The sequence below is a fragment of the Mesorhizobium sp. B2-6-4 genome (assembly GCF_006441495.1).
In the GTDB taxonomy this organism is placed as follows: domain Bacteria; phylum Pseudomonadota; class Alphaproteobacteria; order Rhizobiales; family Rhizobiaceae; genus Mesorhizobium.
In genome coordinates this window covers 56,493-69,520 of the sequence record NZ_VFUE01000024.1, presented here as the reverse complement: position 1 = coordinate 69,520, position 13,028 = coordinate 56,493, and the positions used below count along the sequence as shown (strand labels likewise).

At 62.2% G+C, this 13,028-nt stretch carries 16 protein-coding genes and 2 tRNA genes; 9 read left to right on the top strand and 9 right to left on the bottom strand.

The features are described 5' to 3' along the window. Window positions 1-84 precede the first annotated feature (84 nt). The 5 genes from FJ426_RS26780 to FJ426_RS26760 form a co-directional block, all read right to left on the bottom strand. Complete coding sequence (locus tag FJ426_RS26780; RefSeq protein WP_140561862.1) at window positions 85-1,305, bottom strand: anion transporter; 1,221 nt, start codon at window positions 1,303-1,305, stop codon at window positions 85-87. 153 nt (window positions 1,306-1,458) lie between these two features. Beyond that, a complete protein-coding gene (locus tag FJ426_RS26775; RefSeq protein ID WP_140494334.1) occupies window positions 1,459-2,247 on the bottom strand; it encodes a GGDEF domain-containing protein in 789 nt (262 codons plus the stop codon). Between the two features lie 185 nt (window positions 2,248-2,432). Beyond that, window positions 2,433-2,657, bottom strand: coding sequence for a hypothetical protein (locus tag FJ426_RS26770; RefSeq protein WP_140494336.1), 225 nt, complete (start codon window positions 2,655-2,657; stop codon window positions 2,433-2,435). 289 nt (window positions 2,658-2,946) lie between these two features. Beyond that, window positions 2,947-3,023 (bottom strand) — tRNA-Arg (locus tag FJ426_RS26765). Between the two features lie 58 nt (window positions 3,024-3,081). Beyond that, window positions 3,082-3,387, bottom strand: coding sequence for an ETC complex I subunit (locus FJ426_RS26760; protein ID WP_140494338.1), 306 nt, complete (start codon window positions 3,385-3,387; stop codon window positions 3,082-3,084). Window positions 3,388-3,528: 141 nt separating this feature from the next. Between FJ426_RS26760 and FJ426_RS26755 the strand changes: the two genes are divergently transcribed. The 4 genes from FJ426_RS26755 to FJ426_RS26740 all read left to right on the top strand — a co-directional run bounded on the left by FJ426_RS26755 (window position 3,529) and on the right by FJ426_RS26740 (window position 6,604). Then, a tRNA-Pro gene (locus FJ426_RS26755) sits at window positions 3,529-3,605 on the top strand. A 306-nt stretch (window positions 3,606-3,911) separates the two neighbouring features. Then, entirely contained in the window at window positions 3,912-4,781 is an 870-nt protein-coding gene (locus FJ426_RS26750; RefSeq protein WP_140494340.1) for an ABC transporter ATP-binding protein, read from the top strand. Then, window positions 4,778-5,566 carry an ABC transporter permease gene (locus FJ426_RS26745; protein ID WP_140520616.1) on the top strand — a complete coding sequence of 263 codons (789 nt, stop codon included), beginning with the start codon at window positions 4,778-4,780 and terminating at the stop codon, window positions 5,564-5,566. Before FJ426_RS26750 ends, FJ426_RS26745 begins: the two co-directional genes overlap by 4 nt. Window positions 5,567-5,593: 27 nt before the next feature. Then, window positions 5,594-6,604, top strand: a complete 1,011-nt coding sequence (locus tag FJ426_RS26740; protein WP_140520617.1) for an ABC transporter substrate-binding protein — start codon at window positions 5,594-5,596, stop codon at window positions 6,602-6,604. Between the two features lie 396 nt (window positions 6,605-7,000). Here the strand turns inward: FJ426_RS26740 and hdaA are convergent, their stop codons facing one another. Genes hdaA through FJ426_RS26725 form a run of 3 tightly spaced genes read right to left on the bottom strand, consistent with a single transcriptional unit; the run spans window position 7,001 to window position 9,456 of the window. Beyond that, a complete protein-coding gene (gene hdaA, locus FJ426_RS26735; protein ID WP_140515482.1) occupies window positions 7,001-7,705 on the bottom strand; it encodes a DnaA regulatory inactivator HdaA in 705 nt (234 codons plus the stop codon). A 34-nt stretch (window positions 7,706-7,739) separates the two neighbouring features. Further along, the gene (locus tag FJ426_RS26730; RefSeq protein ID WP_140561859.1) at window positions 7,740-8,927 is read right to left on the bottom strand and encodes an AI-2E family transporter; all 1,188 of its coding nucleotides are present in this window, start codon (window positions 8,925-8,927) and stop codon (window positions 7,740-7,742) included. Beyond that, window positions 8,899-9,456 carry a CDP-alcohol phosphatidyltransferase family protein gene (locus FJ426_RS26725; RefSeq protein WP_140561882.1) on the bottom strand — a complete coding sequence of 186 codons (558 nt, stop codon included), beginning with the start codon at window positions 9,454-9,456 and terminating at the stop codon, window positions 8,899-8,901. The genes FJ426_RS26730 and FJ426_RS26725 overlap by 29 nt, the downstream gene beginning before the upstream one ends. Window positions 9,457-9,628: 172 nt before the next feature. Between FJ426_RS26725 and purM the strand changes: the two genes are divergently transcribed. From purM to FJ426_RS26700, 5 genes are all read left to right on the top strand, one after another. Beyond that, a complete protein-coding gene (gene purM, locus FJ426_RS26720; RefSeq protein WP_140494348.1) occupies window positions 9,629-10,705 on the top strand; it encodes a phosphoribosylformylglycinamidine cyclo-ligase in 1,077 nt (358 codons plus the stop codon). Further along, window positions 10,702-11,415 carry a phosphoribosylglycinamide formyltransferase gene (purN, locus tag FJ426_RS26715; RefSeq protein WP_140515481.1) on the top strand — a complete coding sequence of 238 codons (714 nt, stop codon included), beginning with the start codon at window positions 10,702-10,704 and terminating at the stop codon, window positions 11,413-11,415. Before purM ends, purN begins: the two co-directional genes overlap by 4 nt. A gap of 81 nt (window positions 11,416-11,496) precedes the next feature. Next, a complete protein-coding gene (locus tag FJ426_RS26710) occupies window positions 11,497-11,730 on the top strand; it encodes a type II toxin-antitoxin system HicA family toxin (protein ID WP_224646402.1) in 234 nt (77 codons plus the stop codon). Beyond that, window positions 11,727-12,068, top strand: coding sequence for a type II toxin-antitoxin system HicB family antitoxin (locus FJ426_RS26705; RefSeq protein WP_140494354.1), 342 nt, complete (start codon window positions 11,727-11,729; stop codon window positions 12,066-12,068). Before FJ426_RS26710 ends, FJ426_RS26705 begins: the two co-directional genes overlap by 4 nt. A gap of 51 nt (window positions 12,069-12,119) precedes the next feature. Then, complete coding sequence (locus FJ426_RS26700; protein WP_140494356.1) at window positions 12,120-12,629, top strand: histidine phosphatase family protein; 510 nt, start codon at window positions 12,120-12,122, stop codon at window positions 12,627-12,629. A gap of 47 nt (window positions 12,630-12,676) precedes the next feature. Here the strand turns inward: FJ426_RS26700 and FJ426_RS26695 are convergent, their stop codons facing one another. Further along, entirely contained in the window at window positions 12,677-12,916 is a 240-nt protein-coding gene (locus tag FJ426_RS26695; RefSeq protein ID WP_140494357.1) for a DUF680 domain-containing protein, read from the bottom strand. Window positions 12,917-13,028: the final 112 nt, after the last annotated feature.

Here is a 13,028-nt window from a genome sequence, read left to right as displayed (position 1 = left end):
GACTTGGCCGCAAATACCAAGCCCCGTCACTCCGGAGCACCCGTCACTCCGGAGCAATTCAGCACGGAACAGTCGCGCCAGGGATCAGAGCGCCAGCCATGCCGTGCCAGCCGCCAGCGTTAGCAGCGTCAATGGCAGGCCGACTTTGAAGAAAGCGCCGAACGACAGCGACGTGCCGGCGGCGCGCGCCTGTTCGGCAACGATCAGATTGGCGACCGAGCCCAGGAGCGTGAAATTGCCGGCCAGCGTCGAGCTCATGGCGACGACCAGCCAGGCGCGCTCGGGGTTTTCCAGGCCGGGGATGAAGGGCCGCAGCGCCAGCACGGCCGGCACGTTGCTCATTATGTTGGAGAGCACCGCGGTGAAGCCCGACAGGCGCCAGACGTCGTCCAGCCCGAGGTTCTTGGCCGATGCGACGATGTCCGGTGTCAGCAGCGTTCGTTCGGCGCCGGCAACCACGATGAACAGGCCGGCGAACATGAACAGCAATGGCCCGTCGATTTCGCGATAGATGCGCTCTGGTTTGATGGCGCGGGTGAGCAGGAGGATGGCGCCGCCGATGAGCGCCGCCTTGGCGACAGGCACACCGGCGAAGAAGGCAACGGCCAGTCCGATGCAAACCACCACCGCTTTCAGCACCTGGCGGCGATGCATGCGGCCGCGCGAGACCTGTGGCGTCAATTCGCCGTTGCGCGCGAATTCGGTGCGGTAGACGATGCGAACAATGGCGATGACCGCGACGAGACCGAACAGGGCAACCGGAGCCAGAGCCGCTGAAAAGGCCGGATAGGAGATGCCCGACAGCGCACCGATGACCATGTTTTGCGGATTGCCGGTGATGGTGGCGACACTGCCGCAATTTGACGCGGTGGCGGTCGCGATGAGGTAAGGAACCGGATTGCGTTTGATGGCGCGGGTGACGTGAACGACGATCGGCGCCATGACAAGACAGATGGCGTCATTGACCAGGAAGGCCGACAGCAGGCCGGTCAGCAGGGTCACCATAACCAAAAGCATGAACGGCGCATGCGCATGCTCGATCGCGATGGCACCGAGGCCGCGAAAGGCGCCCGAGACCTTCAGATGCGCCACTACGATCATCATGCCGAGCAAAAGCGTGATGGTGTCGAAATTGATGGCGCGGTAGGCATCCTCCAGGCTGATCGCCCCGATGGCTATCATCGCGGCCCCGCCGAGCAGTGCGATCCCCGCCCGATCGAGGCGCAGGCCTGGTATGCGGCCGACGGCGACGCCGGCATAGGTCAGGACCAGGATCAGCAGTGCCGCCGCGCCCATCAATGTCATGCGAAGAAGGCCCTGCCCGATGCATTCAGCCCCGGCCGGAGCTGTGGCCACCACCTTTAGCGGGCGGCGCGCAAAGCGAAAATACCTTCTGCGTGATGGCTGCAGAAATCCCCAGCGACGCGCCCCCGGCGCCGGTGGCTGGCCGGATCCGCCTCAATGAACCGTGATTGTCGCGGCTGGCGGCGTTTGCTGGGAAACCATCGGATCGAAACTGACCTGGTCGCGTCCATTTGACTTGGCGGCATAGAGCCGCCTGTCGGCTGCCGAGAATATCTCCTCATAGGTGGTCGGCCCGTTAAAGGCGGTACCGCCAATGCTCACGGAAAGCGGACAGGACCGGCCGCCCGGCGAAAATTCCACCTCGCGAATTCGCCGGCGGATGCTTTCGGCAACCAGCCAGGATTGCGAGGGATCGACGCCGGGAAGAAACACGCCGAATTCCTCGCCGCCGATGCGGCCGACGATGTCGGTGCCGCGGAGCTGATCCTTGATCGTCTGCGCGATCAGTTTGAGCGCCTGGTCGCCGCAGTCATGCCCAAGCCGGTCATTGATCGATTTGAAGTGATCGGCGTCGATGATCAGCAGCGCACCGGAATTGGCCGACGCCTGTTTGCGGACCTGTTCGAGATAGGCTTCGACCAGCATGGAGAAAGCGCCGCGGTTGAGCACCGCCGTCAGGCTGTCGGTGGCGGCAACGACGGTGAGATCGCGCTGGGCAATGGCCAACTGGCGTATCTTCCACATCAGGAAGAAGAGAAACGATCCACCCAGCACCAGGGGCAACAGAATGTCGGTCAGCTGAGCCCGCCACACAGCTTCGGGCGAAAGATACGGGAAATTGAACGAATCGACGAAAAACGCCACGCCAATGAAGAACGCCGTGCCGGCGGCGGTGACGGCGATCACCCTGCCCCAACTCGTCGGCGACAGGTCGAGCTTCATCTCTTCAACTCCGTTAGCCGCGTCTACTATGACGCGCCAACGCAAACAAAACGATAAGACTTTCCCTCCAATTCGACGGCAGAGGTTGCAGGGTTACGGCCGCCGGACCGGCGGCCGCCTCCGGCCTGCGTCTCGAAGATTTGTCCGGATGATCGATCCGGACCTACGACAGGAGGGTCCTGCCGTCAGCCGTTGGGCGCCGATTCGCCCAGCGTCTCTGCAACAAAGGATGCCGCGATCAGATCGTCGGCATCCAGGCCTAGAGAGCCTTCGCCCGCTCCCATGATGGCGGCAACCTTATGGAAGGTCTTCAGCTCATGGTCGGAAATCCGGGCGGTTTGCATCTTGGCTTTGAGCTCGGCGATACGTCGCCCCAAGGCGGGCGACGTTCCAATTTCACGTTTCGACATGACGCGGTTTTCTCCTTCCCCAACCCATGCTTGTTTTGCCCGCCATTCGCAGCCCGAATGCTTACTTTTATGAGGGACCGCGAATACAAGGCCCCGAACGCGTGATCGTTACGAAGGTTCCCGCGCGACAAGGTCACGAAATAATACGGAAAGGGCGCCGCGGCGGCGGCGTGCCGCCGTCGCGCCGGCAAGCGCATTCGTGAAGACGAGAAGGGATGAAAAGTTCCGACCGGATTCCTGCCCGCGTTGAAATTTCTCACGTGCGGAGCAGCTAAGCCGTTGAAATTATTGGCGATCCCGACAGGATTCGAACCTGTGACCATCGGCTTAGAAGGCCGGTGCTCTATCCAGCTGAGCTACGGGACCGCTGGCCGGCTCGGAGCCGGTAAGATGTCTGCGCTGGCGCCCGCCCGGGCTTTGCCGGTCAATGCGTCCAGGGCGTCCTGCGGTCATAGCGGAAATTTTCCGCATAGGAAATCTGGCGGCGCTTGGGCTCTTTCGGCTCTTCGACGCGGTAGGCGAGCCCTTCCTTCTCGGCATAGGCCACGGCCTCTTCACGCGTGTCGAAGGTCAGCTTGATCTGGCTCCTCATGTCGCCGGAAGTGGTGTAGCCCATCAGCGGGTCGATTTTCTTGCGCATCTCGGGATCGAATTCCAGCACCCAATGGCCGGTCTTGGCCGTGCCGGACTGCATCGCGGTTTTGGCTGGACTGAAAATGCGCGCGGACATGACCACCTCATTGCTGTGCAAGGCAGCATGGCCGCCTCTTCGCCCGTCATTACTGCGCAATGCGGACGGCGGCAAGGTTTTTGCACTTGCAGGTTTTTGCACTTGCCATGCAACACTGAAATGAATAGGCAACAGACCGTTCGGAGTGTAGCGCAGCCTGGTAGCGCATCTGGTTTGGGACCAGAGGGTCGGGAGTTCGAATCTCTCCACTCCGACCACCTTTCACAGAAAAGGCAATCGAGGGCCGTTGGCGCCTGCGAATGGCAATGTGTCGGGTGCAGAATGGGGCTGTCGGCAATCTCCGCGCGGCCAGTTGTCTTTGCTGCTGCATGTCACGGTCGCAACAAAAAGCCGCGGACGGCAAAGTTGCCTGCTCCACCGCATCGACTATTGTGAGCCGGAACACGGCACGGTGTGGGGCGACAGATGACCATCGGACATCGACGGTCTCCGCTAAAGCCTCACGGAGGAACCATGAGCGACAGTTGGACACCCACCCGTCTCGGCGCAGGGCGGCATTCGGCATGACGACGGAAACCGCCACGGGCGGCACGGAGACAAAATTCAGACAGCCGCCAGCCGGAACCGGGATCGCGGTCGATCTCGATGGAGTGACCATAGATTTCGCATTGGCGGCCGGGCGTAGCTTCCAGGCGGTCGCCCGCGCCGATCTGAAAGTCGGCGACCAGGAATTCGTGGCGATCATTGGGCCGACGGGCTGCGGCAAGTCAACGCTGCTGAATGCCGGCGCAGGGCTTCTCGAGCCTTCGGCAGGCAGCGTCCGTGTGTTCGGCGCCCCGCTTCGCGGTCTCAACAGACAGGCTGGCTACCTCTTCCAGCAGGATGCATTGATGCCCTGGAAGACCGCTCTGGACAATGTGGCCATCGGGCTGGAAGTGGCAGGCGTGCCCTCTTCCGAAGCAAAGGAACGCGCGCGAGCATGGCTCGGACGCGTCGGCCTGGCTGCTTTCTGCGAGCGCTACCCTCACATGCTTTCAGGCGGCCAGAAAAAGCGCGTTGCTCTTGCGCAGGTGCTGATCCGCGACCCCAAGATCATCCTCATGGACGAACCCTTCGGACCGCTCGACGCACAGACGCGGCTGATCATGGGCGGCCTTTTGCTCAAGCTGTGGTCGGACGACCGCAAGGCGGTGATGTTCGTCACCCACGACCTCGAAGAAGCGATCGCGCTGGCTGATCGCGTGGTGGTGATGTCAGCCGGTCCCTCGGCACGCATCATCGGCGACTTTCCAATCCCGCTGGCGCGTCCACGCGATATTTCGGAAATCAGGCTGGAACCGCGCTTCCAGGAATTGCATCGAGACATCTGGCACATGCTGAAGAAGGAAGTGCTCAAGGCTTACGGCGAGATTGAAGAAGGAGCGATCCGATGAAAAGGACGACGCTGCTTTTCGCACAGCTAACGGTGGCCGTCATCGTCATCGCGCTCTGGCAGGCAGCGTCGACGACGCACCTGATCGGCGATCCGAACAATATTTCCTTCTTCTTCTCGACCCCATTGGCGGTGGCAGGCCAGATATGGAAGTGGTTTGCCACCGGGACGATCTGGCATCATCTGTGGATCACGCTGTGGGAGTCCATGCTGGCCTTCGCCATCGGCTCGCTGGCAGCGATCGCGATCGGCTTCTGGTTTGCCCGCAAGCCGAGACTTGCGGCCGTCTTCGATCCCTATGTAAAGGCGGCCAATGCGCTTCCCCGCGTCGTGTTGGCGCCGATCTTCACGCTTTGGTTTGGCCTCGGCATCTGGTCCAAGGTTGCCTTGGGCGTGACGCTGGTTTTCTTCATCGTCTTCTTCAATGTCTACCAGGGCGTGAGGGAGGTGAACACGACGGTGCTGGCCAATGCCCGAATGCTCGGCATGAACGAACGGCAATTGCTGCGCCACGTCTATATGCCATCGGCATTGTCCTGGGTGTTTTCATCGCTCCATATCTCCGTCGGATTTGCCGTGGTCGGCGCCGTGGTCGGCGAATATCTCGGTGCGGCGGGCGGACTAGGCTATCTGATACAGCAGGCCGAGGGCGTTTTCGACGTAGCGGGCGTCTTTGCCGGAATGTTCGTCCTCGCCGCTTTTGTGCTCTTGATCGACTGGATCGTCACGCTGGTCGAAAAGCGGCTGCTTGTCTGGCGGCCTGAATTCTCGAAACCAGGCCGATAGGGCCCAATCCAGCTCAAGGAGGAGATCATGAGGATCATTTCGAAACTGGCGGCCGCCGCCGTCGTATTGCTCGCGGTGGCCACAGACGCGGGGGCCGCCGAAAAAGTCACCATTTCGATCGGCGGAGCGTCATGCCTCTGCTATATGCCGACCGTGCTCGCCAAACAGATCGGCGCTTACGAAAAAGCCGGCATCGATGCAGACCTCGTCGATTTCAAGGGCGGTTCTCAATCGCTGACCGCAGTATTGGGTGGCAGCGCGGATGTGGTGTCCGGCTATTTCGATCACACGGTGAAATTGGCCGCCAAGAACCAGCGCCTGCAATCCTTCGTCGTTTACGACCAGTTCCCGGGACTGGTGCTGGCGGTGGCGCCGGGCCAGACCGGCAAGATCAAGTCAGTGAAGGACCTTGCTGGCAAAAAGGTCGGCGTGACCGCTCCCGGTTCCTCGACCGACTTCTTCCTGAAGTTCCTTCTGCAGAAGAACGGCATCGACCCGACATCCGCCGCCGTGATCGGCGTTGGGCTGGGCGCTACCGCCGTCGCCGCCATGGAGCAAGGGCAGATCGACGCCGTGGTGACGCTCGATCCGGCCGTCACCGTGCTTCAGGCCAGGCATAAGGACCTGACCATCCTGGCGGACACGCGCACCCAGAAGGATACCGAGGCGGTATTCGGAGGCGACTATCCCGGCGGAGCGCTTTACACCCGGCCGGAATGGATGGCCGCGCATCCCCAAGCAACGCAGGGATTGACCAATGCCATGCTTGCCACGCTGGATTACATTCACTCCCACAGCGCCGAAGAGATCATGGCCCAGATCCCCGACAATCTGATCGGCAGCGACAAGGACGCCTATCTGGCCGCGTTGAAAAATGCGATCCCCATGTATTCGACCACCGGGCTCATGGATCCAAAAGGCGCGCAGGCCGTGCTCGACGTTTTCTCTCTCGGTTCGCCCGATGTGGCCAACGCCAAGATCGATATCACGCAGACGTACACGAACGACTATGTGAACAAGGCGAAGAAGGCCAACTGACGAGATCAACGTCAAGCAGCGGGCATATGGCTCGTTCGCCTTAGCCACGGAGTTCACCGAGCGCCGGCATTTCAGCGACTCGGTGGCCTCGTCGCCATTTTGGGTATCCGTCAATTGACGAATACCCGTTCTTCTCTCACCTAGCTTGGCATTGCGCGGGCAAGCCGAACGCGCAGCAAGAGTGAGGGTGACTGAAGTCACATGAAGGTAAGCTCGCCGGGCGAGAACCCCAACCGCCCCACTCCCGGCGAGCCTACAACCTGATTTGGAACGCAATCAGGACCGGGGTCAGCCGGCAAGCTTGTATCGCAAGATCGGTGCCAGCTCTGTTTCCCGAAATGGGACGGTTAAAGGGACATGGAAACCACCGTTTGCTGGCCGGCCGACCATCGCGCCCTAAACCTCGAACTCGCCCTGCCCCTCGTCCATGGCGCTGACGGTTTCAGCCGCCAGCGCCCGGGTGATCGGCGTCTTGCGTTCGAGCGCGGCGCGGTCCAGCCGCTCCACCACGCGCATGGCCGTCGCCAGGGAGCGCTCGATGCGGCGCACCAGATATTGCACGACATGCGGCTCGACCTCGACCTGTCGGTCGGCGAACAGCTTGGTGATGACACCTGCCAGCAGGAGATCGTCGGGTTCGTGGATCTCGACGGTTGCCGCAGCCTTCAGCCGCGACGCCAGATCCGGCAGCGTGACGCCCCAGGCCGAGGGAAAGCGGCGCGCCGTCAAAAGCAAATGCGAGCCGCTGCCGCGTACCGCATTGATCAGATGAAACAGCCCCTGCTGGTCGACTGTGCCGGTATCGACGTCGTCGATCAGCGCCGGCCGGGCACCGAGATTTACAATGCTGTCGCCAACGCGGTGCGCGTCGACCTGAACGGCATCCGCCCGTGCCCGCCAGATCGAGGCCAGATGGGTCTTGCCGGAACCGGCCGGACCGGCGAGCACGACCACTGGCGAGGGCCAGTCCGGCCAGCGGTCGACCAGCGCCACTGCCTGGTTGTTGGTGCCGGAGACGACGAGTTCGTCTCGCGAATAGCCGGTGCCATGGCCGAGATCGAGCGGCAGCTGGCGCGGCGGGTCGGCCCTCTGGTCGCTCATGCCAGGCTCAGCCGCGCGACCCGGCCAGGCCGGATCATGGATTGATGCCTTTGCGACGATCGGCCGGCAATGGCGGCACGGCCTTGCCGTGACCCTTGTAGAGCGGCGATTCCAGATAACGCGCAATGGCAAAGCGCACCAGGACCGCGACCGCGGCCGATGCAGGCACCGCAATCAGCAGACCGACGAAGCCAAACAGCGCGCCGAAGGCAAACAGCGCGAACATCAGCCACACCGGATGCAAGCCGACGCTTTTGCCGACCAGCCGCGGCTGCAAGATATTGCCCTCGATGAACTGGCCGATGAAGAACACCACCGCGACCGCGACGACCATGGTCCAGTCCGGCCAGAACTGGACGAAGGCAACGCCGACGGCCAGCACCAGCCCGGTCAGCGAGCCGACATAGGGGATGAAGGAGATCAGCCCGGCGAACAGGCCGATGAGGATGCCGAAATTGAGACCGGTTAGCGTCAAGCCGGTGGCATACATGGCGCCCAGCACCAGGCACAGCGTGCCCTGCCCGCGCACGAAGCCGGCCGTTGCCGTGTTGATGTCCCTGGCGATGGCGCGCACCGTGGCGACATTGTCCCGCGGCACCCAGCCGTCGATCACCGCCACCATGCGGTCCCAGTCGAGCAGCATGTAGAAGGCGACCACCGGCGTCACCACGAACAGGCTGATCACCGAGACCAGCGCCACGCCCGAACTCCATATCGAGGTGAACACGGTCGTCAGCAGACCGAAGCCGGATGTCAGCAGTGAGTTCAATCCGTCGCGCAGGCCATTGGCGTTGACGCCGAATTTCTGTTCCAGCCATTTTGGATCGAACGAGGTGATCAGGCTCTGCAGCCGCGTCAGGTACTCAGGCAATTTGCCGGCAAAATCGGCCATCTGCGTCGCCAGCACCGGGATGAGGATGACAAAGGCCAGCACCAGCACGACAAGGAAGGTGATGAGGATGACCACCGTTGCCATGAAACGGCTGAGGCCGAGTCGCTGCAGCCGGTCGGCCACGGGATCGAGGAAATAGGCGAGCACCATGCCGGCCACGAAGGGCAAGAGGATGGCGCTGAAAACATAGAGGAAAAGCGCGAGGGCGGCGACGCCGGCAAGCCAGAAGAAGATCTGCCGGCGGAATCCGGCGGATGGATCATCCCCGGCTGCCGCCGGCGCGCTCGCCGCAGCTTCTTTGTCAGGTGCCCGGGGTGGAGCCTTCGCCATAGCCGCTCATATGCCTCAGCCAAGCCACGAGATAGGCTGCGGCCGAAGCCACGGTCAAGACCCCGGACAGCATTATGAGGGCGGGACGAAGTGGATCGAGATGGATCGAAAAAGCAAGCTCACCCAATACCAGCGCCGCCAGTACAATCTGGATGGCGGTGTTGACCTTGGAGACGAGGAGCGGCTTCATCTCGACGGGATGGGCCATCACGGTGGACAACAGCACCGCGCAAATGATCAGCGTGTCGCGCGACACCATGGTGACGACCAGCCACAGCGGCAATTGCCCGATGAAGCCCAGGACGACGAACACGGAAACCAGGAGCAGCTTGTCGGCCACCGGATCGAGATAGGCGCCGAGCTTGGAATGCTGGTTGAACCGGCGGGCGATGAAGCCGTCGACGCCGTCCGAGATGCCGGCAACGAGGAACCCGGCAAAGGCCCAATCCCAGCGCGCCTGGAGCATGGCCAGCACCACGGCAGGCACCAGGACAAGGCGCATGATTGTGATCAGGTTGGGGATGGTCAAGCGCATGTCCCGTCGCTTCTGTCTGAACGATAGATGATGGAGATGGGGGATGGGCGCAAGAGAGAAGCTGCCGAGCTTCCCCTGGTGGGGAGCGGCAGTTTCAGCGCCGTTTTCCTTGCGGACCGAAACCGTTCATGCGAAGAGCCGCAAAGGAAACAGCGACAAGCCAGATATGAAGCGCGATACAGTCAAGCGTAAGAACGGGCTCACCTATGCCGAGGCTGGCGTCGACATCGATGCCGGCAATCTCATGGTCGAGAAGATCAAACCGCTGGTCAAGGCGACGCGCCGGCCGGGCGCCGATGGCGAGATCGGCGGTTTCGGCGGCTTGTTCGACCTCAAGGCCGCCGGCTTTACCGACCCGGTGCTGGTCGCTGCAAATGACGGCGTCGGCACCAAGCTGAAGATCGCCATCGACGCCGGCAAGCACGACACGATCGGCATCGACCTCGTCGCCATGTGCGTCAACGACATCGTCGTGCAGGGTGCCGAACCGCTGTTCTTCCTCGACTATTTCGCCACTGGCAAGCTCGATCCGGACCAGGGTGCGGCGATCGTCGGCGGCATCGCCGCGGGCTGCCGGCAGGCCGGCTGCGCGCTGATCGGCGGCGAGACGGCGGAAATGCCGGGCATGTATCACGGCAAGGACTATGACCTTGCCGGTTTTGCCGTGGGCGCGGCCGAGCGCGGCCAGCTTTTGCCCACCGACGATATCGTCGAGGGCGACGTGCTGCTGGGGCTGGGTTCGTCGGGCCTGCATTCGAACGGCTTTTCGCTGGTGCGCCGCATCGTTGCGACCAGCGGCCTGGCATGGACCGATCCGGCTCCCTTCAATGACGAGGCCACATTGGCCGAGGCGCTGCTCGAGCCGACCCGGATCTATGTGAAATCGATCCTGAAGGCGATCCGCAACACGCACGGCATCAAGGCGCTGGCCCATATCACCGGCGGCGGCTTCCCCGAAAACATTCCGCGCGTTCTGCCGAAGGAGTTCTCGGCCGAGCTCGATCTCGACGCCATCGACGTGCCGCCTGTGTTCTCATGGCTGGCCAAAACCGGCGGTGTGGCGCCCGAAGAGATGATGCGCACCTTCAACTGCGGCATCGGCATGATCCTGGCGGTGGCGTCGGGCCAGGCGGCGCAGGTCGCTGCCGTCTTGCAGGAAGCCGGCGAGACGGTGACGCCGATCGGCCGGATCGTGCCGCGCCGCGACGCCGGCGTCATCTATCGGGGTTCGATCGGTCTATGAGTGCGCAGAAGAAACGCACTGTCGTTCTGATCTCGGGGCGCGGTTCCAACATGACGGCGCTGATCGCCGCCGCCAGCGACCCGGCTTTCCCGGCCGAAATCGTCGGCGTCATCTCCGACAAGGCGGATGCCGCCGGGCTCGGCATGGCGAGGGCGCGCGGCATCGCCACCCAGGTGATTTCCCGGGCCGACCACGCCAGCAAGCAGGCGCACGACGCCGCGATCGATGCGGCCCTCACGGCCTTCAATGCCGAGATCGTGGCACTGGCCGGCTATATGCGCATTTTGACCACCGGCCTCGTCCAGAAATGGCAGGGTCGCATGATCAACATCCACCCCGCTCTGTTGCCGGCCTTCAAGGGGCTCGATACGCATGCGCGCGCGCTGGTGGCGGGTATGCGTATCCATGGCTGCACGGTGCATTTCGTCACGTCCGAGATGGATGACGGCCCGATCATCGCACAGGCGGCGGTGCCGGTAATGGTCGGCGACAATGCCGACACACTTGCCGCACGAGTGCTGAAGGTGGAACACCAGCTCTATCCGCTGGCGCTGGGGCTGGTCGCCGAGGGCAAGGCCCGGATGGAAAAGGGCCGCACCGTGTTTGCCCGCTTCGCCGACGATGCCGACAATGCAACCTCGATGATCATTGCACCGAGCCCGCTGCGCGAGGAAATCGATTTCGAGCAATTGGCGCGGATCACGCCGTAGGCATTTTTGCAGTCATAATTTGATTGCAAACTTTGGCGCACCCGCTTATCTCATGCTTGCATGAACAGCAAGCATAGGCGCGTGCTCAAAGCGATATTCACCGATCCAGTTTCGGGCAGTATCGAATGGATTGCCGTCGAAGCCTTGCTGGTCGCCGTTGGTTGCCAGGTGATCGAAGGAAGCGGCTCACGCGTGGGTTTTGTCCTTAAGAGCGAAGTCGAGACGTTCCACCGGCCGCACCCTTCAAAGGAAGCAAAGCGATATCAAGTACGGGATGCTCGCCAATTCTTGTTGAGGATCGGAGTGAAGCCATGAATGCGATGACCTACAAGGGCTATTCGGCCCGTGTTGACTATGATGACGATGACGAGATTTTCTTCGGCCGTATTGCCGGTATTCGAGACGGCGTATCCTTCCATTCAGAAACTGTCGCGGGGCTAAAAGCCGCCTTCCATGAAGCCGTGGACGACTATGTCGAAACTTGCGCGAAAATCGGTAAGTCGCCGCAAAGACCTTATTCCGGCAATCTCATGTTGCGCGTTGACCCCTCGGTTCATTCAAAAGTTGCAATGGCAGCGGAACTCGCAGGCAAGAGCCTGAACCAGTGGGGAGAAGAAGTCTTGCGCGAGGCCGCCGAAAAGCAAATTGCCTGAACCAGCAGCTGTCCTGCCTCCATCTGCATCCGCCATTCGACCGGGAGTATCGTGAAACAGTTGTTTGTGCTGCGCCACGCCAAGTCGAGTTGGGACGATCCCAACCTCCCCGATTTCGACCGGCCGCTCGCCGAACGCGGATTGAAGGCGGCCCAATTGATAGGGCGCGAACTCGCGACGCGCGGGTGGCTGCCGGACCAGGCGCTGGTATCGCCGGCGCTGCGCACCCGTGAGACCTGGCGGCTGGTGGACGCGGAGTTGCCAGCGCATCCACGAGTCGCGTTCTCCGAGGCGCTTTATGAAGCCTCAGCGACGGATATTCTGAGCCAGATTCGTCAAGCCGATCCGTCGAACGACAGCTTGCTGGTGGTCGGCCACAATCCCGGTCTGCAATATCTGGCGAAACAGCTTGCCGGGCCAGGGTCAGAGGCCAAGGCGCGCAGGAGGCTCGAAGGAAAATTTCCAACGGCAGCCTTTGCGCGCCTCGTTTTCCAGGGCGACTGGTCCAACCTGTCGTCCGCGCGGCTGACGCATTGCCTGCGTCCGAAGGATCTGCGCTAGAAATCCGGGGTTAAGCTGGCAGCCAAGGCCGCTGCGTGTCCGGGACGTTAATTGCCCCAGATGCCCTGGCCGGGTTCGGGCCAGTCGGTAGTGGGCTTCGTCTTGGCATCGCCTGTCTCGTGGCCGGCCATGCCCGTATCCTTGAGCGCGCCGGTGACAAGGTGGTCCACGCCCGCCATCGGGGCGACGGGCTGGTTGGCATTGTCGGAGCCATAATGGTCGCTGCCGGCAAAGGCGCTGCCGGTCGCAACGAGGATGGCGGCGGTGGCGAGGGCGATCTTGTTCATTTCAATCTCCTGGATTCATCCGTTAGGCGGCGTCTTGGGAGGACGGTTCCGCTAAGGACAAGACCCCAGGCACTCCTGTTTTATTCCTGGGCTCGGATTGTTTTCTGCCGAG

Coding starts and splice junctions, on each gene's coding strand:
- FJ426_RS26695 (WP_140494357.1), bottom strand. CDS start 12,916: ATGAACAAGATCGCCCTCGCCACCGCCGCCATCCTCGTTGCGACCGGC.
- FJ426_RS26760 (WP_140494338.1), bottom strand. CDS start 3,387: ATGTCCGCGCGCATTTTCAGTCCAGCCAAAACCGCGATGCAGTCCGGC.
- purM (WP_140494348.1), top strand. CDS start 9,629: ATGAAGCGCGATACAGTCAAGCGTAAGAACGGGCTCACCTATGCCGAG.
- hdaA (WP_140515482.1), bottom strand. CDS start 7,705: ATGAGCGACCAGAGGGCCGACCCGCCGCGCCAGCTGCCGCTCGATCTC.
- FJ426_RS26750 (WP_140494340.1), top strand. CDS start 3,912: ATGACGACGGAAACCGCCACGGGCGGCACGGAGACAAAATTCAGACAG.
- FJ426_RS26780 (WP_140561862.1), bottom strand. CDS start 1,305: ATGACATTGATGGGCGCGGCGGCACTGCTGATCCTGGTCCTGACCTAT.
- FJ426_RS26705 (WP_140494354.1), top strand. CDS start 11,727: ATGAATGCGATGACCTACAAGGGCTATTCGGCCCGTGTTGACTATGAT.
- FJ426_RS26730 (WP_140561859.1), bottom strand. CDS start 8,927: ATGGCGAAGGCTCCACCCCGGGCACCTGACAAAGAAGCTGCGGCGAGC.
- FJ426_RS26770 (WP_140494336.1), bottom strand. CDS start 2,657: ATGTCGAAACGTGAAATTGGAACGTCGCCCGCCTTGGGGCGACGTATC.
- purN (WP_140515481.1), top strand. CDS start 10,702: ATGAGTGCGCAGAAGAAACGCACTGTCGTTCTGATCTCGGGGCGCGGT.
- FJ426_RS26740 (WP_140520617.1), top strand. CDS start 5,594: ATGAGGATCATTTCGAAACTGGCGGCCGCCGCCGTCGTATTGCTCGCG.
- FJ426_RS26775 (WP_140494334.1), bottom strand. CDS start 2,247: ATGAAGCTCGACCTGTCGCCGACGAGTTGGGGCAGGGTGATCGCCGTC.
- FJ426_RS26745 (WP_140520616.1), top strand. CDS start 4,778: ATGAAAAGGACGACGCTGCTTTTCGCACAGCTAACGGTGGCCGTCATC.